General features: G+C 50.2%; 19 protein-coding genes. 4 read left to right on the forward strand and 15 right to left on the reverse strand.

The features are described from left to right. Positions 1-301 precede the first annotated feature (301 nt). Positions 302-3,217, reverse strand: coding sequence for a T9SS type A sorting domain-containing protein (locus tag CRP01_RS30090; RefSeq protein WP_099153778.1), 2,916 nt, complete (start codon positions 3,215-3,217; stop codon positions 302-304). A 68-nt stretch (positions 3,218-3,285) separates the two neighbouring features. Then, positions 3,286-3,849, reverse strand: coding sequence for a peptide-methionine (S)-S-oxide reductase MsrA (gene msrA, locus CRP01_RS30095; RefSeq protein WP_099153779.1), 564 nt, complete (start codon positions 3,847-3,849; stop codon positions 3,286-3,288). Between the two features lie 620 nt (positions 3,850-4,469). On the opposite strand from msrA, the gene CRP01_RS30100 reads away from it, so the two are divergent. Beyond that, the gene (locus CRP01_RS30100; protein ID WP_099153780.1) at positions 4,470-4,823 is read left to right on the forward strand and encodes a VOC family protein; all 354 of its coding nucleotides are present in this window, start codon (positions 4,470-4,472) and stop codon (positions 4,821-4,823) included. A gap of 8 nt (positions 4,824-4,831) precedes the next feature. On the opposite strand, the gene CRP01_RS30105 is transcribed toward CRP01_RS30100, so the two are convergent. The 5 genes from CRP01_RS30105 to CRP01_RS30120 form a co-directional block, all read right to left on the reverse strand. Next, the gene (locus CRP01_RS30105) at positions 4,832-5,989 is read right to left on the reverse strand and encodes an alginate O-acetyltransferase AlgX-related protein (protein WP_099153781.1); all 1,158 of its coding nucleotides are present in this window, start codon (positions 5,987-5,989) and stop codon (positions 4,832-4,834) included. 50 nt (positions 5,990-6,039) lie between these two features. Next, positions 6,040-7,467 carry an MBOAT family O-acyltransferase gene (locus tag CRP01_RS30110; RefSeq protein WP_099153782.1) on the reverse strand — a complete coding sequence of 476 codons (1,428 nt, stop codon included), beginning with the start codon at positions 7,465-7,467 and terminating at the stop codon, positions 6,040-6,042. 42 nt (positions 7,468-7,509) lie between these two features. Next, the gene (locus CRP01_RS30115) at positions 7,510-9,426 is read right to left on the reverse strand and encodes a tetratricopeptide repeat protein (RefSeq protein ID WP_099153783.1); all 1,917 of its coding nucleotides are present in this window, start codon (positions 9,424-9,426) and stop codon (positions 7,510-7,512) included. A 70-nt stretch (positions 9,427-9,496) separates the two neighbouring features. Continuing rightward, complete coding sequence (locus tag CRP01_RS42520) at positions 9,497-9,643, reverse strand: hypothetical protein (protein ID WP_170110604.1); 147 nt, start codon at positions 9,641-9,643, stop codon at positions 9,497-9,499. A gap of 348 nt (positions 9,644-9,991) precedes the next feature. Beyond that, positions 9,992-10,753, reverse strand: a complete 762-nt coding sequence (locus CRP01_RS30120) for a LytR/AlgR family response regulator transcription factor (protein WP_099153784.1) — start codon at positions 10,751-10,753, stop codon at positions 9,992-9,994. Between the two features lie 95 nt (positions 10,754-10,848). On the opposite strand from CRP01_RS30120, the gene CRP01_RS30125 reads away from it, so the two are divergent. Continuing rightward, positions 10,849-11,697, forward strand: a complete 849-nt coding sequence (locus tag CRP01_RS30125; protein ID WP_099153785.1) for an ion transporter — start codon at positions 10,849-10,851, stop codon at positions 11,695-11,697. A gap of 66 nt (positions 11,698-11,763) precedes the next feature. Here CRP01_RS30125 and lepB read toward each other — a convergent pair whose 3' ends face one another. From lepB to CRP01_RS30150, 5 genes are all read right to left on the reverse strand, one after another. Continuing rightward, positions 11,764-13,551, reverse strand: a complete 1,788-nt coding sequence (gene lepB, locus CRP01_RS30130; protein ID WP_233752794.1) for a signal peptidase I — start codon at positions 13,549-13,551, stop codon at positions 11,764-11,766. Between the two features lie 209 nt (positions 13,552-13,760). Further along, a complete protein-coding gene (locus CRP01_RS30135; protein WP_099153786.1) occupies positions 13,761-14,126 on the reverse strand; it encodes a DUF1573 domain-containing protein in 366 nt (121 codons plus the stop codon). Between the two features lie 177 nt (positions 14,127-14,303). Continuing rightward, the gene (locus CRP01_RS30140; protein ID WP_099153787.1) at positions 14,304-15,284 is read right to left on the reverse strand and encodes an MBL fold metallo-hydrolase; all 981 of its coding nucleotides are present in this window, start codon (positions 15,282-15,284) and stop codon (positions 14,304-14,306) included. Between the two features lie 111 nt (positions 15,285-15,395). Further along, positions 15,396-16,073 carry a sterol desaturase family protein gene (locus tag CRP01_RS30145; protein WP_233752795.1) on the reverse strand — a complete coding sequence of 226 codons (678 nt, stop codon included), beginning with the start codon at positions 16,071-16,073 and terminating at the stop codon, positions 15,396-15,398. A 91-nt stretch (positions 16,074-16,164) separates the two neighbouring features. Then, positions 16,165-17,259, reverse strand: a complete 1,095-nt coding sequence (locus CRP01_RS30150; protein ID WP_099153788.1) for a PLP-dependent cysteine synthase family protein — start codon at positions 17,257-17,259, stop codon at positions 16,165-16,167. Positions 17,260-17,600: 341 nt separating this feature from the next. Between CRP01_RS30150 and CRP01_RS30155 the strand changes: the two genes are divergently transcribed. Beyond that, entirely contained in the window at positions 17,601-18,029 is a 429-nt protein-coding gene (locus CRP01_RS30155; protein ID WP_099153789.1) for an NUDIX domain-containing protein, read from the forward strand. Between the two features lie 28 nt (positions 18,030-18,057). Here CRP01_RS30155 and CRP01_RS30160 read toward each other — a convergent pair whose 3' ends face one another. From CRP01_RS30160 to CRP01_RS30170, 3 genes are all read right to left on the reverse strand, one after another. Next, positions 18,058-18,546, reverse strand: coding sequence for a hypothetical protein (locus tag CRP01_RS30160; RefSeq protein ID WP_099153790.1), 489 nt, complete (start codon positions 18,544-18,546; stop codon positions 18,058-18,060). A 1,092-nt stretch (positions 18,547-19,638) separates the two neighbouring features. Next, positions 19,639-20,193 (reverse strand): RNA 2'-phosphotransferase, encoded by a 555-nt coding sequence (locus tag CRP01_RS30165; RefSeq protein WP_099153791.1) that lies wholly within the window; start codon positions 20,191-20,193, stop codon positions 19,639-19,641. A gap of 119 nt (positions 20,194-20,312) precedes the next feature. Next, positions 20,313-22,745: a zinc-dependent metalloprotease gene (locus CRP01_RS30170; RefSeq protein WP_099153792.1), complete on the reverse strand. Its 2,433-nt coding sequence runs from the start codon at positions 22,743-22,745 to the stop codon at positions 20,313-20,315. 261 nt (positions 22,746-23,006) lie between these two features. Here CRP01_RS30170 and CRP01_RS30175 point away from each other — a divergent pair, with 261 nt between their 5' ends. After that, the gene (locus CRP01_RS30175) at positions 23,007-24,002 is read left to right on the forward strand and encodes a VPGUxxT family thioredoxin-like (seleno)protein, type 2 (protein ID WP_099153793.1); all 996 of its coding nucleotides are present in this window, start codon (positions 23,007-23,009) and stop codon (positions 24,000-24,002) included. The last annotated feature ends 227 nt before the right edge of the window (positions 24,003-24,229 follow it).

Below are 24,229 nucleotides of genomic sequence, written 5' to 3' on the forward strand. Positions count from 1 at the left end.
GGAAACGGCAGTCGACAGTAGTCAGAAGGCAGGCACCTTAACTCCAAGCTTAAGCTTGTGGCTATCAGGTCTTGTTCGAGCTCAGGTGTATGCCGTTGGTTTTTACGTATCCGGCTGGTTAAACAACCGGCTGCGGCTACAAAGGAATAAAAATTAAGGGAGAAGTAGATAAAAAAAGCGGCTTGATTTTACGATACGTACAAAATCAGGCCGCTTTGGTTGATACTATGATAATTAATCGGCAGCATGATCCGTAAAAGAGATAAAAGACTTACGGAATTCATTTGAAAGCCTTCTATTATTAAAAAACAGAGATCGGTCGGTTAATTACTCCCAGGGAAGTTCGCAAATTAAGAAGGTATTTGCCCACGGGTAGCAAGCCGCCATCAAGTGTAGTTGTATGCCATCCTTCCTCAATGGGGCCATTATATAGCCGGAGAAGTCGTATGCCCCGAAAGTCGTATACGTAAAGGCCTGCATGGCCCGGGGTAGGGATAAAGAAATGGATAGTAGTAGTTTGTGAGAAAGGATTCGGGAAGACTTCTACTTCCAAGTTTTTAGAAAAGAGGTTTTGGGGTGCAGGATCTTCTTTTTTATCCAGTGTGCTATGCTCGCTTACAATTGTTGGAGCATTATCTGAACAATTTTGTATTGAAGCCCTGAATTCGCTATTTGCCTTCACCTGGAATCCGGGACGAAGTACGATTCGCTCACCCGCCCGGTAAAGAACTTTTGTTTCCGGTCCAAGTTCCGCACTAGATACAAGAATCTTTCCTGCATCAAAAACCTGACTGTATAAATGAGCATCTTTTAATTGGATCGTATTCGGACAAGGCAAACTTTCAAGAGGGCAACTATCTGGACTTCTATTACCTTCCCGTTGCAGATCCATTGTTGCCTTTTCATCCCATTGCCCGGCGAATTGATTGGGGGGCGTGCAAGATAAATGCAAGTCAAACCTCGTACCATATCCGGTTGCAGAAGTGCTCACGGCAATAAGGTATTTCTTATCTTTTTCTGCTAAAAAGTTCAACCGGCCTTCTTCATCAATAATCGGATCGACTTTAGGAAGACTGCAACAGTTGCCTTCGTAAATTTCTATACCAAAAATGTGTTCGTAACCAGGCGCTGACAGAGAAAGGTTAACCAACTCACCCTGACCGATCATTTCGTACCATATCCTTCTTTCTTCTTTTTGCAGGCAGGGATCTGCATAATCGCAAGGGGCAACATGGTCTAGGGTAGCGCGTACGGTATCGCCACAGGAGACCAACTGGGCATTATGACACAAGGCATTGGCCGCGGGGCCGAGGTCCTCAAAATAAAAACGAAATATGCGGTTCCTGAAGGAGTTTTTTCGATCCTGTACTTTGAGAAAATAGCTCACGTCCTGCTCCAAGAAAACCCGCTTGCTGGTAGTTGGTTCATCCAAGGGATTGAACCAATGTGTGATACACTCCAGAGATCCACAGCTGCCCCGGAAAAGTCCAAAAACCAGATCGCTGTTGATGTTTTCAAAAACGAGATCTTTTAGTTGTCCGTCTCCATTAAATTGGTACCATACGTCCGGCCGGGTACCATAGCTGGAACAACTATCAAAGGTTTCTTCGAGTGTGACCCACATCCTGCCGGATATGGTATCGGCAACACTTACCGGAATGGCACCTGAACAAACGTCATGCTCATCCACGGGGTGAACATTTAAAAAGATCTCAAAATCATTGACCCAGCTGTCGTAGTTACCGGTAATATTAAGGTAATAAATACTGTCTTTTTTCAGATAAGAATAAGTGTGATCTATGTGAGGAGCTACAAGCAGGGTACCGTTCTTTTCGGTATAGAAAATTTTTTCAAATGATTGTAAATAGGCTTTGGTGGTGACCGAATAAAACGCTCCGGTACCTTTTACCCGGTACCATACACTCCGCACTTCAAGCAAATTATTGATCTCCTGGTCTTCCAGCGCATAGGCAAGCGTCCCAGAAAGAGTATCCCCCGGCTGTAACGGAGTCGCACCAGTATACTCGTCATTTGTTAGGGGAGCGGTGATGGTCGCAGTGACTTTTACTGGTGTGTCGTGTTCATAGCTAAAACTGTTGTGGATATTGACCAAGTAGCGTTTCCCGGCTACGGTCGGTACCGAGATCTGATTTCTGGCCCGGGTTGTGGTTTCACACACCAGACTGTCGCAGGTCCCGGTGAGTATTTTTACGTTCGTACCTGTGAAACTTGAATAGGGATTCCAGGTGAAGGTGAAAATGCTGTCATTGCCGGTAAAATAGTACCATCGATCGTAAGTACCTTCATCGTTGGTACAGGCCTTGATACTTGCAATAGTGCTCTTAAAAGAAAGCGTCAAAGTATCCTGCAGTAAAAATGGTTCGGCATTGCTGCAAATATCGTTACCGGCCTTTTCAAAGCTCCTTAATCGAAACGATTGTGGTTCGGGATCAGGACTGACAAGCTGTAAATAATAAGTTACTCCCTCCTTCGTCAGATAGGCAAAATCACCGGAGACCAGCTCCTTATTGACAAAATCCGTACCGGAACAGTCTTCTTTGATCAGGCAGGATCTTAGGTTATAACCGGAAAATTTGTCTAATTGAACATAGCCTCCATTGCCGGTAAAAGAATACCATCCATCGGCAAAATTCTGATAATAGCTATTGAGGCAGGTAGGGTGATAGCTGGGAGTGCCGAAACGATGATCGTAAGTGTACGTACTATCCAGAATAATCAGCTTGGCCCGGGTACAAACATCGTTAGATAAGGGAGCGTAGCAACTGATCTGTAAGCGGCCAAAAGTGAGCACGGTATTGCTCCGACAGTAGATATAATAAGTTTTGCCCGCTTCGGACAGAAATGCCGCCTCCGTTTGATCTTCGATATCGCATTGGTAGGTCGGAAATTGTATAATGGGCTGTACGCAATTCAACGAATCACAGTTCCCTTCATATACCGTGATATTCAGGCTATATTCATAACAGGAGGAGACCAGAATATAATCGCCGTTTCCCACTATCTTATACCAGACGCCCACCTCATCGGGGCCACAATCATCAAAGTATTCGGAGGTAGCCCTATTTGCTCCATCCAGATTCACCCAGAGCACATCACCACAAAAAAGCTCGATCGCCTGGTGACAACTGTCATTGATGATCTGAGCATTAGCAAAGATGGGGATAAGGCAATAGGAAAAGAACAAGAAGAGACGCATCAGAAAAGCATTAGTTGGGAGGTCTAAAAGAGTAAAATTAATATACCGCCCAACTAATCCATCATTGTTTAATTCTTTACTTTATTCTTCAACCGGTGCGCGAACTGCTTCCGGAACTTACTCACCTTCGGGGTGATCACGAAACTACAGTAGGGATTGCGATCGCCGGTCGCTTCGTAATAGCCCTGGTGGTAATCCTCGGCGCTGAAAAAGGATTCGAACGCACTGATCTCCGTTACGATAGGATCGTCCCAGAGGGTAGGGGCGAAATCCTGCTTTTTACTTTCAGCTGTGGCCCGCTGCTCCTCGTTGTGGTAAAAGATCACGGAACGGTACTGAGGCCCCCGGTCGTTGCCCTGGCGGTTGAGCGTAGTGGGATCGTGGGTAGCAAAGAAAATCTCCAGGATCTCCCCGTAGTTGATCTCATTGGGATCAAAGTGGACCTGTACGACTTCTGCGTGTTGGGTCGTACCGGAGCAAACGGTTTTGTAATCCGCCGTTTCCTGCGTACCCCCGGAATAACCGGAAACCACGGAATCCACCCCCTGCACCTGTTCGAAAATGGCTTCTACACACCAGAAGCAGCCCCCTCCAAGCGTGGCTGTCTGTAGATGATCTTGCTTGTTTGGCATATTCAGCTAGTTGTTTTTTTAAAAATAAAAAGAATGATCAATGGGAATAAAGATCCGGCCATGCAATCCTGCTACTGAAAATATCCAAGCACCAAGTCCCCCCGTCCCCCTATCTCCCCCTCTCCAAATCTCCCCCTCTCCAAATCTCCCCCTCTCCAAATCTCCCCGTCACCAAATCCCCTCGCATTCAGTTACTAAACAAGCCTGGGCGGGAAAAGATTACTCATAAATGGGGATTATTCAGGAGTTTATTGCCCGGAGTGTTTAATACCTCAGACCTACTGAGAAAATCTCCTGCAGGAGATATCTTGCCGGTCAAGCGCTCCGAAACCGGCCCCCCTTTAATATGCGCAACTTATCCCAGACAAACGTTAGTCAGGGATCTTAGGGACAGTTTTTCGCTTTTTTACAATGTCCGAGCTTTTCCGCTTAATAATTTTGCACCAGAAACGGATAATTATGGAATACAGCCCTATTCAGAATTTTCAGATCCCTGTGGGCGAATACTGGTCGACAAAACGGCTCCGGGGCCGGATATCGGTTATTTTGCTATTTTCATGGACACGGAAGGGAATAAAGTCGGCCTTTATTCCCGACATTAGAAAAGCATCTGTTGGCCTATGCAATTGATCAATATCACCCTCGCCGTACACCGCATGGAAGCGATGTGTACTTTTTACACCCAACTCCTGGGCCTCACTTTCCAACAACAGGAACTGTACGGAACGATCCTCTACCGAGCCGACTGGAATGGCATGGAACTGCTATTCTGCCCGGCTGAACTGGCCGGAAATACGGCCACCCAAAACCGGCATCAACTGGAGATCTCAGTCCCGGATATCAAACAGGCCGTAGCCCTGGCCCTGGCCCACGGCGGGCAAAGTATGGGCCCCATCACTACCAACGACAAGGGAAAAAGTGCCGGCGTAAAAGATCCGGACCAAAATTCGCTGGTACTGACCCAGCCTGGGTAATTCCCGTTTTACCAACCCGCTTCCCGGGGAGGATGGGGCAACAGGTTGAAGAGCATACCTTCCCAGATCATCTGAATATAAATATCGGGAGCTTCCTGCTCGATGATCTCCGGGTGCAGCTCGTGCTTCCAGTTGTCGAACAGAAAGACGCTTTCCCGAAAGTGGTCGCCGAGGAGTTTGATCAACGGAGTGGCGAAAGATTCCCGTACCATTAGCAGCTTAGGCAGATCGGCCTGTGGTAAAATGCGGACCATGCAGTATTCTTCCGGAAAAGGAAACTTGGCCGGGATGGGGTAGGAGCGGCTGCCGTCCAACGCCCGGAATTGCATCGCACCGTCATATACCGGCGGATTTTCGGTCATTTCCTGGTCCAGACCCAGCATGTGGGCCAGCGACAAACCGTTGTAGTGAGCCGTATTGAATTTAATGATAGAGGTATCGATGCCGGTAATTTGGGGAAAATCCTGCCGAAGATGATCCAGAATGACCTTTGCGGCCAGCATGCCGGCGTAGTCCGTCCAGTGGTGATCGGTTTTTAAATACAGCAATGGGCTGCCCCTTTGCTTCAGCTCCTGCAGAGGAGTGAACAGATCAATATAACTGATATCGGAATGGCGGTTCAGGTGGTCGACCAGTTGCAGCGCACAGTCCTGCGGGTTCAGTTTGCGAACGTTATCGGGCAGGAATTCGGGATATATGCGGGGTTTCATCGGCGCCAGACAGAGGTAATATTTTCCGCCGCCGGCTTCCACTACCTGTTTGCGGTATTCCAGTTCTTCCCGGATAATCTCCAGATCCTGCGGGCTGAAGCGGTATTTCCCTTGGTACATTTTCATCTGGAAGCCGGCCTTATAGAGCCATCCATCCTTACCGATGATCACCTTGGCGGGAAGTGCCGACTGCCGGAAGGCATGGTAATTCAGATAAGCTCCGGCCCGGATGTAGTAGTTGCGCCAGTTGAAATGATCATTGTAATAACGCTCGTAATCCCCGGGAAAAGGATCGAGGAAACTGAGATCGAGTTCCGGTTTTTCCACGAGGGCCCGCTTTTCCTGCAGATCCGGTTCCGGTAGCCACTGGAAAATACTATCCAGTCCGTGGGCCACCATCAGTCCGACGAATAAAATGGGAAGGAGATAGACCTTTAGCTTTTGCCTTTTGATCATCAGTTTGAATATAAAGCTTTTAAAATCAACATCCTAGCTGTTTTTACGCATCAAAATCGAAAATAGATGAATGGATTATAAGATTCCGTCGCCAGTTCGAGTGTCGCGTACAGGAACATGAGCATCAGGCCCAGGGTGGTGATCAACTGGAAAACGACGTCGACTGGTTTTCCCCGGAATGACTTTTCCATTATTTTCGTTAAAACCCGAAAGACCGGCGTACAGGCCAGTAAGCCGATACCGAGGGCCAGCCAAAATTCCGGACCCAGGTAAAAGGCAAGGTCAAAAGGTGTATCGGAAGGCGCTCCCCGCCCGAATAAAGCTCTGTAGTAATGCCAGGCATGATCCAGATTGGGGGCGCGAAACAGTACCCAGGCCAGCATTACCACCAATAACGTATAGATATGCCCGCTCCAGCGCCCGGTCCGTTCCAGCCATTTTTCCAGGCCAAGCCGTTCCAGGATCAGGAACAAGCCGTGGAACAGTCCCCAAAGCAGAAAGTTCCAGGCAGCTCCGTGCCAGAGGCCGGTAAGCAAAAAGACCACAAAGAGATTAAAATAGGTGCGTCCGTTCCCCTTTCGGTTACCGCCGAGCGGGATGTAAAGGTAATCCCGAAACCATTGCGAAAGGGAAATATGCCAGCGTCGCCAAAATTCCCGGATAGAACGGGCGATGTAGGGGAAATTGAAATTTTCCGGGATGCGAAAGCCGAACATCCGGCCCAGTCCAATCGCCATATCCGAATAACCCGAAAAGTCGAAATAGATCTGTAAGGTATACATCAGGACGCCCATCCAGGCGCTCAGTGGATCCAGATCCGTGGGAGCTACCGCAAAAATATCGTCCGCCAGCGGGGCAAAATTATTGGCCAGCAGTACTTTTTTAGCCAGTCCGAGGATAAACCGTTCTACGCCGGAAGCAAACAACGGCCAGCTCATCCTGCGGGCGCGGATCTGGTGGGCAATGTCGTGGTAACGCACGATGGGCCCGGCGATCAACTGGGGAAAAAAGGCAATATACAGCGCCAGATGGGGCAATTTACGCTGAACGGGTGTTCGGTGCTGGTAAACATCAACGATATAGGAAATGGCCTGGAAGGTGAAAAAAGAGATGCCGAGCGGCAGTACAATGGGTTTAAAATCGATCCTTTGGGCGGCCGGCAGGTACAGGTTGAGGTTGTCCAGAAAGAAATTGGTGTATTTGAATATGACCAGTAGCCCGATATTGACGATCAGACCGGTGATGAGCCAGTTTCGTTTGCGCATGGGCGTGCCCGCGCGATCAATGGCCAGTCCAATGGCGTAATTGAGGAGGATAGAGCCGAGCAGGAGCAGACTGTAACTTACACCGCCCCAGGCGTAGAAGAACAGACTGGCGAACAGCAGCAGTCCATTGTGCCATCTACGGGGACTCAGCAGTATCAGGATCAATACTGCGGGCAGAAAGACATACAGAAAAAGAAGGGAGCTGAATAACATTTATCTGTTACTGAGAAATGGCAATTGCGGTAGAGCCCGGTATCACTTCACCTGGATCTCCATGATCGGGATCTTGATCTCAACCCGGGTGCCCAGGCTTTCCCCGGCTTTGTCCTTCAGGTCGATGGTCGTCACCAGACCATTTTTGCCCTTGCTGTTGTTCAGGATCTGAAGGCGTTGCTCCGTGATCCGGGTACCTTTGGAGCGGTGGTTTTGATAGCGGCTATCCTGAAGCCGGATCTGGCGGGCCCGTTCGCGGCCCACACCATTATCCTCAACTACACAGAGGATGGTATCTTCGTCCAGCAGGGAATAGTGGACACTCACCTTACCGTTCTTCTTACTGCGCAGTCCGTGTTCAATGGCGTTTTCTACGTAGGGTTGAACGATCATGGTCGGCACGCCCAGGATATCCTCTTCTATTTCGTCGTCGAGGAAGATCTCGTAGGTCATCCGGTCTTCAAAACGCAATTTCTGGTTGATCAGCAGGTAGTCTTCGAGAAACTGTACCTCCTTTTCCAGGGAGATGATTTCCAGGTCCGAATATTCCAGGCTCTGCCGCATCAGCAAGGCAAATTTAGCCAGATACTTGGCTGCGGACGATACATCGTGGGAAGTAATGAAGTTCTGAATGGAATTGAGCGCATTGTACATGAAGTGCGGGTTCATCTGCGCCCGCAGTGCCTTCAGTTGCAGGCGGGTAGCCTGTAATTGCAATAATTCCGCTTCCTGTTTCTTCTTGCTGGCTTCGTATTTGACGTCCAGTTCCACCTGCTTCCGTTTGTTGACCTGCTCGGTGTACTGTTCACTGAAGCGATTATACAGGAGCTGGTATTCGTAGGCGCTTTTATAATCTTCCTGATCGGCGTAAAAGTTGGCGATATCCTTGCTGATATTCGACAGCTGCCGGTAGTCTTCGGCGGCGCTGGCGTAGCTGTAAGCCAGTGCGAAGTGTTCCAGCGTCTCCTCCTTTTTTCCCAGTTCGGAATACAGGCGCCCCCGCCAGGCCTCGATAATGGAGAGGTTGTAGTAATCATCCGCCGTTATGGACTGGTAGATGGACTCGGCCCGCTCAAAGTACTCCAGGGCTTCTTCGTAGCGCTCTTCCTCGTAGTAGCAAAAGCCGAGGTTGGCGTAGGCGGAAGCTTTGGCCCGTTCGCTGGTATCGTCGCCGATATTGATGGCCTTGTGGAAATATTCGCGGGCGCTCTCCAGGTCGCTCATGGCCAGATAGCCATTCCCTACGTTGAGGTAGTGCCAGGCGAGGCGCGTGCGCATTTGCATGGATTCGCACATGCGGACCACTTTGCGGTAGGCCTCCACACTTTTTTCGTGCTCATCGTTGCGCTCGTAGATCTTACCGAGACCACTGTGGATCAGCGTGAGGAAATAGTAATCCTTGAGTTCCAGGGGGCGATCCAGGGTATTGATCAGTTTGTCTGCTTCCAGCAGCAATTCGATCGCACCCGAATAATTGGCGTAGTGCAGGTAGACGAAACCTTCCCGGCAGACGATACGGGCGGCGAGCCCGCGTTCCGGAAAGTGTTTCAGCAGCCGGTTGGCCTTTTCCAGCATTTCCGTCGCCTCATCCATCCGTTCCATGTTGATGAGGGTACCGGTATAGTCGATCACCGCCTCGGCCTGCTGCTTGATGGTGCCGCGTTCTTCCAGCAGCTCTATAGCTTGCGTGAAATGCTCTTCGGCCGAGTGGTAGTGATAGAGCTGGTTCTCAATATTAGCCACGTTGAGGTGGTAATTGAGGAGGAAGTCCGGGAAATCACAGTTCCGGAGGATACGTTCCTGTTCCTGGAGCAATACTTCGGCCCGCTGAATATTGGTAAAGGCATACCTGGCGGTCAACTGGTCGATCAGCAGGAGCCGCTGCAGGGGATCCTGCTGCTGTTGCAGTTTGAGCTCCAGTTGCTGAAAATCATCTGTATAAGAAATGGTCCCGAACATACGCTAATAAACAATGAAGGACTACATTCATGCGAGAATGTAGTCCTTCATTTATATTTAAAATTCAAGATTATTGCGGTACAATACCGCCGCAACCGTTGTTGAATTTCTTTTTGTTTTTGTCGTTCTTACCTCCGACGATCTTCTTCATATCATTCTTACGGAGGGTTTTCAGATCTTTTTTCAGATCTTCCAGACTCTTTTTAGACTTTCCCATAGTATCGTTTTTATGATCCCGGGAAGAAATTGTTTCAATAGTGTGGTGAAAATACAAAATTAATCGCGGGACTTGATCAATAAAGTTTGATTTAACCAAATTTTTTTCTTTTGTGCCCCCCCAGGCCAAAAAATCTGGCAGTAGTGTGTAAACGTGTTCCTGTAGCTATAATTGCACCCCAAGATAGGAAATAATTTTAATTCCGTACTAGCCATTCAAAAACATTTTGCGGCGGGGAGCACGAAATTCGGCACAATTTTCCACAAAAACCAATGATATTATTAATACTCCTAATGCCGTGGGGTGCATGGGCCGCAAAAGGGTGGCCGTCAGGGGCCGGGAGCTGGTTTACAGCCCTTCCTGCAAACGGCGCATTTGTTCCATAAAGGCCGGTCGACGCCGCCGGGAAACTTCGATCTTGATATCGTCGTCCATAACGAGGTATCCGCCGTCACCCTTCACAAACTTTCGCATGTAGTTGAGGTTGATAACGTGACGTTTGTGCACGCGGTAGAAGTTGAACGGCAACAACATATCCTCGTAGGCCTTAATGGTTTTGGAGGCAGTGATCCGCTCGCCACTGTTGAGGTAGATGTGGGTGTAGTTATCTTCCGCTTCGAAGCGAACGATATCTTTGATATTGACAAAATAAATGCCGTCCAGAGCGGAGATGCTCATCTTGGTAAAGGCATTCGGATTGTTGTAGTAGTTGTTGAAAATATCCAGCCGGCCATCGGTCTGGTTGGACTGCCGGGGTTTGATGCGCGAAACGGCTTCCCGCAGCATATCCGGGTCGATGGGTTTTACAATATAACCAATTGAGCTATATTCGCAGGCCTTGATGGCGTATTCCTGGTAGGCCGTGACAAAAATGATGTCAAAATCGATCGGCCGGATCTGGTTCAGAAGCTGAAAGATCAGACCATCCGGTAAACTAATGTCCAAAAAAGCTACATCTGGTTTGATATTCGGATCGGAAAAAAGGCTGACGCCCTGCGCTACGGAACCGGCCTCACCGATGATATCTACGTCATCACAATGTTCATTCAGGAGATTTTTGAGGTTATTGAGCCCGTTAATTTCATCTTCAATTATTACTGCTGTAATCACAATATCTATTATTTTAAGGGATGAATGTACAAAAATAGGCTAAAGCCATCTTAATATAAAAGAAAATCATCAAATAGGATAAAGAAAACTCACTCATGCCGAAAAATCCTCAGGGAAATAAGTTCAAAAGATCCCCGACCCGAGAAAAGATCCATGAAATAATTTTTGAAGCGGATACTCCTTACGGAAAGTTATTCGATGTGGTATTGCTCATCCTGATCGCGGCCAGTGTACTGATCGTTATGCTGGAGAGTGTTGATTACATCAACATCAAATACCGGGAAATATTCTTTGCGTTGGAATGGGTATTCACCGTCATTTTTACACTGGAATATCTGTTGCGGCTATACAGTGTTTACCGACCGATGCGGTACGCCACCAGTTTTTTCGGAATTGTCGACCTGCTGGCGATCCTGCCGGCCTATATCAGTCTGTTTATTACGGCCAGCGCCCAGTCGCTACTGGTGATCCGGGCCTTCCGGCTGATCCGGGTGTTCCGGATCTTCAAACTCGGGCACTTCCTGAACGAGGGCAACACACTGCTGCGGGCGCTGCGGGCGAGCCAGGTCAAGATCAGCGTTTTTCTCATGTTCGTTACCTTGCTGGTAATCATTATCGGATCGGTCATGTATCTGGTAGAAGGAGGGGAGGGCTCGGCTTTTTCCAGTATTCCCCGCAGTATTTACTGGGCCATCGTGACGCTGACAACGGTCGGTTACGGAGATATTACGCCGGCAACGGAACTCGGACAGTTCCTTTCCGCCGTGGTGATGATCCTGGGTTACGCCATTATTGCGGTGCCCACGGGTATTGTTTCCGCCGAGATGGTGCGGGACTCTCGCATGGAAGTGAGTACGCAGGCCTGCCGGTTTTGCGGCGCGGAAGGGCACGCTTCCGATGCGGATTATTGCCGAAAGTGCGGGGAATTATTGAATGAACCCTGAGGTGATTATTCTGATGATCTAATGATCAGATAATTCGATGATCTGATCATTAGATCGCTCAATTACTTACTTCTTGTCGGCGCTCGTAAAGATCCGGTCCCAGTTGACACCGTTACCAATATTACCCTCCCGGGTAGAGAACCAGATAAAGAGCGGTTTACCTACGATATGGTCTTCCGGCACGTAGCCCCAGACGCGGGCATCCTCCGAATTGTGGCGGTTATCGCCCATCATCCAGTAGTAATCCTGTTGGAAGGTATATTCCGTGGTTTCCTGTCCGTTGATCACGATCTTACCGTTGGTCTCCTGCAGATCATTGTCCTCATAAACATTGATCGCCCGGCGGTACATCGCCATATTTTTGGGTGTCAGCTGAACGGTCTGCCCTTTTTTCGGTACATGGACCGGACCGTAATCATCTACCGTCCAGTTCGGGAACAGGCGTACATTGTGCGGGAATAAGCGCTCGGAATCGGCGGTATAGGCACCGATGTTGACCAGGGAATCCTGCTCGATAACGGTGGCCTGATCGTCAGTCAGTTGCATGATCATACTGCGCTGATCCACGTAGAGCAGATTGGCGTTGTCGATACCCAGACCGGTCAATTGCTGGGGATCATAATTTTCCGGCATGGTCAGCATATAGCGTTTCGTCGGAGCGGCAATGATCCCCGGATCGAGCGCCCGGAGTTTCTGCGCCTGCTCTTCGTTCAGGATCACGAGCATGGAGCCGGTTTGCGGATCCACTTTGGGATTGGCACCGCCGTGGGGTCGCAGGTCCTCGTAGGAAATACCCCATTCCGCAAAATCCTTGGTATTGATCGCACCGTTAGGGGATTTCACGTGGTAGATAAACTGGATATTGGTCGGATTTTCCGCCGGTTGCCCGTTGATGTACAACTGGCGATTGCGCACCTCAATGGTATCTCCCGGCAGGCCTACACATCGCTTGATGTAGTGGTCCATTTTATCCATGGGCCGGGTAACGAGTTTCGCCTGTCCCGTGCTGATGGCGCGCTGGGCCGCCTGGCTGATACTGCCCCGGCGGTAGTCATAGACACTCCAGGTCCTTTCCGGGAATACATAGACACTGTCTCCCTCCGGGTAGTTGAATACCACGGGATCGTTGTGATCAATACTTTCCAGCGCCGGCAGGCGGCGGTATTTGAGCTTGGGCTTTTCCAGGTAGGATTCCACCCCGAGTACGGGAATGCGGTTGTGCAGCAGCGGCACCATGGCGATCGTCTGCGGCATCCGGATACCGTAGTGCGCCTTACTGACGAACAGGAAGTCACCCACCAGCAGCGAACCTTCCATCGAGGAAGTCGGGATCACGTAGGCTTCGATCAGGAACATCCGGATAAAGGCGGCCGCAAAAACGGCGAATACCACCGCTTCCACCCACTCGCGGGTCGGCGATTTCTTATAGGGGTTTTCTCTTTGTAATTTCTGGAGCTGACGGCGATTGTTGGCCTCTTTGGCCGCTTCGATCTGGGCGGCGTAGTCTTTTTCGAGATCGAGGGTTTTTCCGATGTATTTTTCATCCTTGGCAAACCCCAGGTAGAAGAAAGTAATGGGCGCAAAGACGACAGCCGCCGCACTTTGCCAGAATTTGTACCAGCCGAAAGAACGCACCATATCCACAGCCATGCCGGCGTAGATAAAAATGTTGACGATGGGGATCAACAACAATGCTGCCCACCAGTCCGGTCTACCGATCAGACGGCACCAGATCACGAAGTTTAAACCCGGTACCAGAGCTTTCCAACCCGCTACGCCGGCTTTCTCAAAAACTTTGTACAAACTGACGCTTAGCAGCAGGTAGAAGACCAATACAAATCCCAAAAAGCCCATGAAATTATAAATTTAAAAGTCGTAATTCACATTTAGTCAGCGGTTGCCGGATGGCCACCGGAACGACAACAATGAAAGGAGACTAATTAAGTATGCCTTGCTTTTCCTTTTCATTCCTGCGTATCTTCGGCGCAAAGATAAACGAATTTGGCAGGATGCCTACCTCCCGGCTCCGTTAAGAATAATCTAAAATCGATGAATGGTAATATTTACTCGATGACATAGCCTTCCAGCCATAGTTTTTCGGCCTTTCGCTGGCCGTGAAAATAGACTTTCATGCTCTTGCGGAAGTAACCTTTGAGGTGGGCGTCGTAGCTGGCGTTGATCAGGCCGGTAGAATCGGGTTCAATGACGGTCTCCTCCCAGTCTACCGCCGTACAGCCGCAACTCGGGCGGATGTTGTCGATCACTATAGGCGCGTCACTGACATTTTTAAAGCGAAAGGTGTGGTGTACCGGTTCTTTGAAGACGATGTCCCCGAAATCGTGCTCGGTAGGGGAGAGCCAGTCAACGACCCGGTCTTCCGACCCGGATAGGAAAAGAAAGGGAATAAACAGATAAAAAATGATTTTCATTCCTAATGGTTTGGTCCAGGGTATGGATAACGTATTTTCGGCGGAGATTATTAGCCTATGATGACGGTTCGCTCGCTTGGTGGCTGTTTCCTTCACGAAAAGCCGTCACCACGATCATGCGTTTTCCCACCGCTGACCATGCCAGATTGCCGTCCCTCCAAAATTATCCTAACGCCCTCAAATATACAAGACCTCATTTACCCCCAAAACCCGGAGTCGTTCGTCCTGTCCCTGAAATTCTTCCCGGATCAGCCGATGCGGTTCACTAATGGGCTCGTCGGATAGATCGTAGGTGCCGTAGTGCATGGGGATCATCCGGTCGGCATTCAGTTCGCGAAAAGCCCGGAAGGCCTCCGCCGGATTGGTATGGATCTCCTGCATCATATAGTCCGGACGGTAGGCACCGATACCCAACAGGGCGTAATCAATACCCGAAAAAAGCTGGCCGATATCCGCAAAGTGGCCGGCATAGCCGCTGTCGGAACCAAAGTAGACGGTATTCTCCCGGCCCCGGATCAAAAAGCTGCCCCAGAGCACGCGATTGAAATCCGCAAGTCCCCGCCGGCTCCAGTGCCGGGACGGCAGAAAAATAAGTTCCGGCCCGTCCTCCGTCGTTCGGAACTGCTGGAACCAGGCGGCTTCCTCCACGGGCGTATCGCCGATCCAGGGCCGGATCACTTTACCGAGTCGGAGCGGGGCCAGTATTTTTTGGGGTTGATTATGGGCGAGGATGGTGGTAAGGCTGTCCCGGTCGCAATGATCGCGATGGTCGTGCGACAGCAGGATATAGTCAATACCGCGAAGTTGTTCCAGGGGAAAGGGCAAATTGACCAGGCGCGGTACAAAAGGCAGATCGGAAAATACGGGGTCGGTGATCATCCGCACGCCATCAATCTGGATCAGAAAACTGGCGTGCCCGAGCCAGCTGATGAAATCATGATCCTTATCCAGGTACTCGGTGGATTCGAAAACGGGTGGCCGCCAGTTATCCGCTTTTTTCTCCGCCTTCAGCGGGTTGGCGGAAAATTGCCACTTGAGGAGTTTGCGGAAGGAAGGGTAGAAGGGACGATCCGGATAGCGGAACATTTTCCCGTCGTGGGGGTTGCCGGGCCAGTCCGGTTTAATCAGCGGCAGCTCCGGGTTGAGTAAAAATTCCATATGGGTTGTTCTTGTAATAGATGAGAACAAGCTGGCCTAAAATAAGTTGGCCCGATTCCGTTAAGAACCGGGCCAGCTTATGCAGGTTTTCCAAATGGGCTTTTACTCCGATCAGGAAACCTTCTGACGTACTTCCACGCCTTTCATACTTTTCTTCTTGGGAACAGTGCCGAATACGTAGTCCCAAAGCGGAGAAGAAACACCGTAGAGTACTTCATCATCATCCGCATAATGGTGGATAGAGTGATTGATCCACAGGGCCTTCAGAAAATTATTGGGCATCTTGAACATATGCACGGAGTAGTGCACCAGCAGATACATGGCGTAACCCACCATAAACCCGGCCAGGAAGGCAAATGAATACTGATCCAGGATCAGTTTGAGGGAAACCAGCAGAACGGTACCGATCGCGAAAGCCAGCAGGGGCGGCATCGCCAGTCGTTGCTTATCCTTCGGGTAAGCGTGGTGATGACCGTGGATGGTATAGGTAAACTCCTGGTATTTTTCGGAAGCATCTTCGGGTGGATGGTACAGCCAGCGGTGCATGGCGTACTCCACAAAGGTGAAGACAAAGGTCCCGGCAAAGAAAAGGCCGATAATAGCCAGATTACTCAGGTCCGTTGCGATTTTCGCATAGTACAGCAGGCCGGCTGCGTAAATAAAGAACATACTCACCGGGATGGCAATGTGGGTGCGGGTCAACCGGTTGAGCCATTCGTTTTCGAAGAGATTGGATGGGCCACTCTCGTTGGATACAAATTTAGTTTGCTTAGCTCTTTTCATATTCATAAGTGGCAATTTTTCAATAGTAAATGGATTGTTGTTTTCAAAGGTGTTGTGCTAAAGATGAGAATAGGGACAGAAGCCCCTATTCCTATCCTTAAATTTTTAGGGTTTGCCGCAGGTAGCGGGAGTATTTGCGCTTGTACACCTTATAGATCCGCTTGAAATTGCGGTAACGGTAAGAATAGCTGGAATGGTCGTAGACTTCATCCTTGAGGAAGCCCTGTTCCTGCATCCATTCGTCGCTGAAGATCTTGCCGAGGTAACGGCTGCCGTGGTCGGCGAAGAGGGCTACCACGACGTCGGTAGGTTTGAGCTGGTCGCGGAGTTTGAATACCGCTTCCATGGCTGATCCGCTGGAATACCCCACCATCAGACCTTCGTTCTTGGCCAGATCACGAGCTCTCAGGGCACTGTTGCGGTCGGTTACTTTGATGAATTCGTCGATCAGGTCGAAACCGACGTTATCCGGAATAATCGTTTTACCCAGCCCTTCCACTTTGTAGGGGTGGATCTCGCTTTTATCCAGGATACCGGTAGACCAGTATTTTTTCAGTACGGATCCGTAAGCGTCAACACCGATGATCTTGACGTTAGGATTCTTTTCCTTCAGGTATCTGGCCGTTCCGGACAGCGTACCGCCGGTACCGCAACAACACACGTAGTGCGTGATCTTACCACCGGTCTGACGCCAGATCTCCGGGCCAGTCGTATAGTAATGAGCCGCCTGGTTGTTCAGGTTAAAGTTTTGCGCCAGATAGTAGGAGTTCGGGATCTCGCGGGCCAGGCTTTCCGCCTGAGCGTAGTAGGACCGAGGGTCTTCCGGCTCTGCATCCGAAGGGCAGATCACCACTTCGGCCCCCATCGAGCGCAGCATCGCCAGTTTTTCGGGTGAGGATTTGCTGGTCACGGTGAGTACACAGCGGTATCCTTTAAGAGCGCAGATCATGGCAAGACTGAATCCGGTATTACCGGAAGTCGCTTCAATGATCGTAGCGCCGGGTTTGATCCGCCCCTCTTTTTCGGCTTGTTCTACCATGTAGAGGGCGATCCTGTCCTTGGCTGACTGTCCGGGGTTGAAACTTTCCACCTTACCGAAAACGGTGGCTGGAATTACCCCGGCGGTAATATTGCTAAGTTTGATGAGCGGCGTATCACCGATTGTTGCCAGAACATTTTCAAAATACTGCATAATTTAGATATTTCGTTGCTACTTGCTTGGCCTAAGTTTATAAAAGCTCCAGGACTCATTGGAGTGCAGCATCAAAACCGGAAAAGAATATGGGCGATCAGTGGGAATTGTATAAAGGACTTTTACCGTTTTTGGGGAAGAAAAATTAAATTCAGCATAATCGATGCAAAGTAACAGAAAACTTTATTTTTGCTTGCCAGTTTTGTTAATGAAAGCCCTTTTTCCAGCTGCAATATTACTAACGAAAAGCCGAAAATAAAAGATTTAGGCTCGTAAAGAAGTTTAACGAAATAGTAAATTGCTGATAATCAAATAATTATTCTTTAAATACCGGACAGTGTATGGCAAAGCACAAGTTGCGAATAAAAGCGAGGTTGATTTTATACGAAAAAGGCAAGATTCTACTGCTCAAACAGACCAAACCCAACGGCGGCAACTACACACTGGTAGGCGGAAATATCGAAAAAGACGAATACGCAAAATCCTCCCTGATCCGCGAAAGTTTTGAAGAAGCGGGGATCACCCTGAAAAGTAAAGACCTGCAACTGGTGCACGTACTGCAGAAGAACACCACCAAAGAACAACGGATCGTCTTTTACTTTAAGGCGTATCGCTGGGAAGGGAAGGTCCGTTCGAAAGAAAGGGATAAGTTCAAGGCAGCTGAATGGTTCCCGCTGGATAAACTGCCGAAAAACCTCACCGCAACGGTGCGGCACGTCATGAAGGAATACCGCAAGGGTAATTTATATTCCGAGATCAGAGATTACTAACTGATTGAAAAGGCAGGGACGGCCGGTACTAATTTTCCACCGTATAGCTGGCCAGTTTCACCGTGGCGCTGGGGCGTAATTTTTTAGGCGCCAGCTCCTCCTCCTTACTCGGGCACTGCTTTTTCTTCAGGCTTTCCCGGCAGGCGGTGAGTTTTTTCTGTTCTTCCTTTAGCTGGGAAGAACAGGGTTTCTTTGCGGTTGCACTGCTGCCGGAAGTAAGACCGGGATAAGAATTGATGAAGGTCTCTCCCAGCTGATCGATCGTTACGTTGTTGTAATAACCGCTGCTTCCGACTTTGGTGTCCTGCGGGCTCTGGTTGATCCGCTTCTCTTCTTTATCACAGGGCTTTTTGGCGGCGGACCGGGCTTCGGCCACCTTCACCGGGGCCATATTCAGGGCCAGTAAGGTGCTGGAACATTTGCCCGCCTTACTCTGGCTGAACAGATGAAACCCATTGGTTCCGGATAACAATAAGAAGGTGAAAAGACCCGCGATAAAAAAAGTGTGCTTATTCATGACAAAGAAGTTGTCTTAGAACATGTTTAAGTTTTGGTCTTTGAGGCGAGAATTGTTCATTTTTTGCTGAAACGAGGCGGGAAAAGTGGATGATAGCCTCAGCTATCAAGCCGCTTTTTCTAACGAAGTGTCAGCAGGAAAGGGATATTCACAGCCCAATTACTAAAATTTAAACACGTTCTTATATTTCGGTCCGGCTAAGATAGTGAACATTATCACCATTTCTGTTATGGAAAGCTTAATATTCTCTTAAAGGGAAAAGGCATCCGGCCTCGCAGGACCGGATGCAGTTCTCGATGGCCGCAACAGCCATCTTTTCACGAAAAATTAGCTCTTTACATTTACTTTTTATCAGTTGCCGGAACAACCTAAAAGGCATTAGGTAAAGACGATACATTCAGTGGGATGTGGATCTTTAGAGCGCTCAGGGGAAAATGATCGGATGCGTAGTGGCCCGGGCCTCGGGCAATTCGCATAATATTGTCTGCCCGTCTTCGGGCGGCCAAATCGGTTTTTCCTTGTCAATCCCCTTATGTATAGGTATAAAAGTTGGCGATGCTGAAGCCATTACCGAAAATGGGGTGACCACCGATAGTAAAAAGAAGCAAAACAGGATATTGGCGAGTCGTCGGGGCTGTTCTGGCGTGGAGGAACGTAAATTCATTTCGTAAAATTTCCAGGGTTAATAATTAAGGTTGAGCATACCGGAACTATCCGGATGACCGGTTCGGGCATTCGTCCGGGACCAGGCGAAGCGCGCTCCGCAGTATCGGACCCGTGATTTCCAGTATGTATTCGGTGGTGTTGCTAAAGTGTTTGAAGCAGTTGGTTGGCCTAAGGTCTGTTGCCGATCAACCGACCGTGGATCTGGGACAGCGGATAGACTGGCGCTCCAAGGCAGAGCTTGCCCAAAGGTCTTTGAACCAGATCAATACGTCGGAAGGTGACTGATCCTCAGCGTTTAGATCAAATCACTATTTTAAAATTACCGTATTTAATAATGTGATAAGGGCTTATTTGATAAGGTGGGATAAATGGGGAAATATTTTATATCTGAAAAACTAATGATCTTATGATCTGATAATTTGATGATTAAACTTCCTTTTCCACTTCAATATACCGCGCGGGCACGTGTTCGGTGAGCCAGACTCCGTTGGGCGTATGGAAGAACTCGAGTCCGTCGCGATGCATCTGGCCGGTATTGATCTCCAGGATGACCAGTTTCCCGTGTCGTCGGCCCACCTGACTGGCCGTTTCCCGGTCGCCGCTGAGATGAACGTGATGGCGTTGTTGTTTGAGCAGCCCTTTCTCCAGGATACTGTCCAGAAAGCGTTCGGCGGTACCGTGGTACAAGTGGGCGGGTGGCGTTTCCGGTGCATAATCCAGTAGAATAGGCACGGAATGCCCCTGGTTGGCCCGGATCTGCTTGCCGTCCTGGCTCAGGATGTAACGCTGTTTATTATTGGTAGCAATAATGGCCTGCAGGGTAGCTTCATCGATGGCTTTACCGTGGGCCAGGCACTGGGTGAGGAGGGTCTGCACATCGACCCAGCCGCGGGGATCGAGTTGGATACCGATCACTTCCGGTTTGTGGCGCAGGACGAGGCTGAGGAATTTTCCGAGGTGTTTTAGTTTGGGATCTTGCATGAGTTTTAGCAATAACAATTCCAATGCTTGGGAAAAAGTTCCGTACCGGAAAATAGGAGACAGCCGGGAAGACGTAATCGACCTTTGATCGTCTTCCCGGCTGCCGCCTGGTCAACTGCTTATTCGCCGCAACCGATCGGAGAACCGTCGGGCAGAGATGGCGCTTCCGGTACCTTAAATTCATCCGGAGCGTCCTTGAAGCGGCTGATCTGCTGGAGCAGATAGGTTACGTGGGCTTTCGAAGCGGCATCGCTTCTCTGGTCCATAAAGCCTTTCATATCCGCCTCGAGTTCGGTGATCTTGTACAGCGCCGCGGCGCTTACCTGTTGCATGATCGACTTATCCCCGGCCAGTTGCAGCAGATGATTGAGCGTACTTTTCTGGACGATCCGCTTGATCTCCATCGCCATAGCCGAATTGGCCGTCTGGCTGATCGTTGATTGCGTCAGTTCATTCAGCAGATCGTGCAGAGACATCCGCTGCGCGTCGCGGGCGTGGTGCTCCACTACGCGGGCCAGTCGCTGGGGTTCCAGGAGGAAGTTCAGCGTATGCTCGATGGAACTTTCCGCTGCTGCCAGCGGATCGAAAGTCAGTCCGGTGTGGATCTTGAAAAGTTCGCGGTCCCGGCTGTAGCCCATGGGCTGGGGCGGGATCAGATCGATCACTGATTGGGGGATGGCCAGGAATTCCGGATCCAGCGTTGCCAGCAAAGCATTCAGGGCTTTGCGTTGTTCGGCATCCGCCACCATTTCGTTGGTTGGCTGTCCGTCGCCGCGGACGGCGTAGGTATAGTTCACTCCGCCGATCACTTTGGAAACGCCTTCTACCTGGTAGCGGTGGGCCAGATAAAGCGGCACCAACACGTTTTCCAGGGTGGCCATGGGAGCGCCCGGAGCAATGTTCTTTTCGGAAAACTTGGAGAGCGCCTTTTTACGTACGGCCGTAAGGCGTTCCAGTTCGGCAACCGCCGAGCTGCCGTTGTCCCAGAGGTGGGCTACCGGGTGGGCTCCCCCCGCCGGGCGGGCATCGCGATCGGAAATGAATTTCAGTCCCAGGCGGATATTTTCGGCCAGGATCTCCTGCAGTTTCGCCGGTTCATCGGTGCCGTCCGGAAAATCCGAATAGCCGTAGATGATCATACGTTTATCCCAATCACCGATGCCGACATCGTAGGCCTGGGAGAAGTCGATCTCTCCTTTGTCATCCAGTGCAATATAGGGGTGAGGATAATCCATTACGCTGGCGCGGTCGTTGTAGCTGGCCGCAAAGTTGTGAGTCAGGCCGATGGTATGGCCGACCTCATGGGCCGACAACTGGCGCAGACGGGCCAGGGCCATTTCCAGCAGACGGGGATCCGCCTCCGCTCCGTCGGCATAAGCTTCCACGAGCCCCTGGGCGATCAGGAAGTCCTGACGTACCCGCAGAGAGCCGAGCAGTACGTGCCCTTTGATGATCTCACCGGTGCGGGGGTCCACAACGGAGCTACCGTAGCTCCAGCCCCGGGTAGAGCGGTGCACCCAGTTGATCATATTGTAGCGCACGTCCATCGGATCCGCACCATCGGGCAGTACTTTTACCTGGAAGGCATCTTTGTACCCGGCTGCTTCGTAGGCCTGATTCCACCAGCGGGCCCCTTCGAGCAGGGCGGAGCGAATGGGTTCCGGAGTACCGTTGTCGAGATAATAGACGATGGGTTCGACGGCTTCGCTCACCGCGGTATTCGGGTTCTTCTTTTCCAGTCGGTGGCGCAGAATGAACCGCTTTACCAGCGGCTGATCGATCGGGGTGGCATAATCGTAGTAACTCGTGGGAATGAAACCACTGCGCGGATCAAAGATGCGCGGTTGGTAATTATCGTCCGGCAGTTCCACGAAAGAATGATGCTGGCGAACGGTTACCGCATCCGCTGTCGGCGTGACCGAGCGAATATACCCCCCGGAGGCATCCCCGGTGAAAGTTGTGATGGCTTCAAATTCTGAGTTTTTCGGGAAGTTCTTGGTGCGTTCAAGGTAAATGGCCGAGCGGCTGGCGTCGATCTTGAAGGTGCCCTGTTTGTTGCGTTTCAGCCGATCGGCAACGCCGTGGGCATCACTCAGCAAGAGGGGCGTAATGTCGATGAGTACCTTGCCGTCGGTTTCGGCTTCCACTTTAAAGCCCCAGATCACGGAGCTGGCAAAGGCTTCGGCAACCGATTCGCGTTCGGCGGCCATTTCGCTCACCGCCCGGAATTTATAGTTGGGTTGCACCATAAGTACTTTCGGGCCACTGCGGGTGAATTTCACCACGCGGTCATTGCCCAACTGGTTTCGGTCCAGACCGATATCATTGGAGCCGATCCCGGCTGATAGCGAATTGATATACAAAAACTCGCTATCCCAGTTCTCCACTTCCAGCCAGATCTTTCCTCCTTTTTCGTCCCAGTAGTATTTGAAAAAGCCCTCGTAGGCTTGTAAGGATTCGGTCTTTTTGGCGATGGTCGGTGTTTCGGAATCTTTTTGTGCCGACAGGTTGATGGTCAGCAACAAAAAGAAAATTAGCGTTAACTGTCGCATACTAGTTCATTTAAATTTACAGGCATGATGGGAATGCCGGACAAGATAAGAAGTTTTGAAAGGGTTTGGGTGCGGACAAACCACGGTTTTGCAAAAAAGATAGCCGAAGGGCCGGGAAACATAGCGGCCGGATTTTTCGTATTTTAGGTAGCGGAAATGATGGCTTCGGGCGATGGTTTTTTCCAAACTACAGCTATCAGACTTTCCTGCAAGTCCCTTACCCCGATATGGGGACAAATTTGACAAGTAAAAAAATCGATCATGAAATACTTAACGTATATATTCCTGGCCTTCCTGATCCCGAATCTGTCTGTTAGCCAAAATCCCGTTGAACTCGGCAAGGTCAAGTGGCTGCGCAATTACGATCAGGCGCTGCAGGAAAGCCAGGAACAGCAGAAACCTGTCTTTATTCTCTTTCAGGAAGTACCGGGCTGTGCCACCTGCCGGACGTACGGCCAGAATGTGCTGAGTCATCCATTGATCGTAGAGGCGATCGAAACGTCCTTCATTCCCCTGGCGATCTACAACAATAAAGGTGGCGCCGATAAAAAGGTACTGGACCGGTACCACGAACCCGCCTGGAACAATCCCGTGGTGCGCATGGTCAATCAGCGCGGGGAGGACCTGATGCCCCGGATCAGCGGAGATTATTCCGCACTGGGTGTAGCCGAAAGAATGGTCTACGCGCTGCAACGCGCCAACCGGGAAGTACCTTTGTATCTGCAATTACTCCGGGATGAACTGCGCGCCCGCCGGGAAGGCACCAGTAAAGCTACCTTTGCCATGTATTGCTTCTGGACGGGAGAAAAACAATACGGTCAACTGGAGGGCGTAGTCAGCACCCGCGCCGGCTTTATGGACGGCCACGAAGTGGTAGAGGTAGAATACAATCCGGAGGTGATTAGCCTGGATCAACTGATCAAAGCGGGTAAGAACAGCCGTTGCGCCGACCGCCTCTACACCCACGATCAGGAACAGACTGCGGCCGGTAGCCGACTGCTGGGCACCAACAAGGTCGCCTCCACCCAAACCTTCCGTTCGGACCGGCAACCTAAATATTACCTGTTTCGCTCGCATTACCGGGCCGTACCGATGACGGACTTGCAGGCCGCGCGGGCCAACGCCCTGATGGGGCAGGGTAAGTCGCCGGACGCCGTGCTGTCGCCCCGGCAGATCGCTTACGCGAATAGCCTGGCCGTGCAGGGAAGAAGTAATTTCGAGAACCTGATCGGTACCCCGATCGAAGAAGTCTGGTAGGGGAGCGGTGGCAGTGCACGTTTCCCGTCGCTCGATTTTTTTGAAATTTATTTTTACTAATAATAGCCTGATATTGAATGCTCTATATTTTTGCCGGGCAATCGGCTGAAAAATATTTCACGATACAGCTTGCAAAGTATTCATATTGTACTTAAATTTGCATTCCATTCGCAAGAAGCCTGAACGCAGGCAATCATTTTTTCGAATGGATTTAACATCGCGGAGTG

This window comes from Flavilitoribacter nigricans DSM 23189 = NBRC 102662 (assembly GCF_002646595.1).
Lineage (GTDB): Bacteria > Bacteroidota > Bacteroidia > Chitinophagales > Saprospiraceae > Flavilitoribacter > Flavilitoribacter nigricans.

Bases quoted from the DNA above. Each gene is read 5' to 3' on its own strand.
- CRP01_RS30105 (WP_099153781.1), bottom strand. From the start codon at position 5,989: ATGATCAAAAGGCAAAAGCTAAAGGTCTATCTCCTTCCCATTTTATTC.
- CRP01_RS30140 (WP_099153787.1), bottom strand. From the start codon at position 15,284: ATGGAATTTTTACTCAACCCGGAGCTGCCGCTGATTAAACCGGACTGG.
- msrA (WP_099153779.1), bottom strand. From the start codon at position 3,849: ATGCCAAACAAGCAAGATCATCTACAGACAGCCACGCTTGGAGGGGGC.
- CRP01_RS30100 (WP_099153780.1), top strand. From the start codon at position 4,470: ATGCAATTGATCAATATCACCCTCGCCGTACACCGCATGGAAGCGATG.
- CRP01_RS30115 (WP_099153783.1), bottom strand. From the start codon at position 9,426: ATGTTCGGGACCATTTCTTATACAGATGATTTTCAGCAACTGGAGCTC.
- CRP01_RS30175 (WP_099153793.1), top strand. From the start codon at position 23,007: ATGAAATACTTAACGTATATATTCCTGGCCTTCCTGATCCCGAATCTG.
- lepB (WP_233752794.1), bottom strand. From the start codon at position 13,551: ATGGGCTTTTTGGGATTTGTATTGGTCTTCTACCTGCTGCTAAGCGTC.
- CRP01_RS30145 (WP_233752795.1), bottom strand. From the start codon at position 16,073: ATGAATATGAAAAGAGCTAAGCAAACTAAATTTGTATCCAACGAGAGT.
- CRP01_RS30125 (WP_099153785.1), top strand. From the start codon at position 10,849: ATGCCGAAAAATCCTCAGGGAAATAAGTTCAAAAGATCCCCGACCCGA.
- CRP01_RS30135 (WP_099153786.1), bottom strand. From the start codon at position 14,126: ATGAAAATCATTTTTTATCTGTTTATTCCCTTTCTTTTCCTATCCGGG.
- CRP01_RS30155 (WP_099153789.1), top strand. From the start codon at position 17,601: ATGGCAAAGCACAAGTTGCGAATAAAAGCGAGGTTGATTTTATACGAA.
- CRP01_RS30150 (WP_099153788.1), bottom strand. From the start codon at position 17,259: ATGCAGTATTTTGAAAATGTTCTGGCAACAATCGGTGATACGCCGCTC.
- CRP01_RS30110 (WP_099153782.1), bottom strand. From the start codon at position 7,467: ATGTTATTCAGCTCCCTTCTTTTTCTGTATGTCTTTCTGCCCGCAGTA.
- CRP01_RS42520 (WP_170110604.1), bottom strand. From the start codon at position 9,643: ATGGGAAAGTCTAAAAAGAGTCTGGAAGATCTGAAAAAAGATCTGAAA.
- CRP01_RS30165 (WP_099153791.1), bottom strand. From the start codon at position 20,193: ATGCAAGATCCCAAACTAAAACACCTCGGAAAATTCCTCAGCCTCGTC.
- CRP01_RS30090 (WP_099153778.1), bottom strand. From the start codon at position 3,217: ATGCGTCTCTTCTTGTTCTTTTCCTATTGCCTTATCCCCATCTTTGCT.
- CRP01_RS30170 (WP_099153792.1), bottom strand. From the start codon at position 22,745: ATGCGACAGTTAACGCTAATTTTCTTTTTGTTGCTGACCATCAACCTG.
- CRP01_RS30160 (WP_099153790.1), bottom strand. From the start codon at position 18,546: ATGAATAAGCACACTTTTTTTATCGCGGGTCTTTTCACCTTCTTATTG.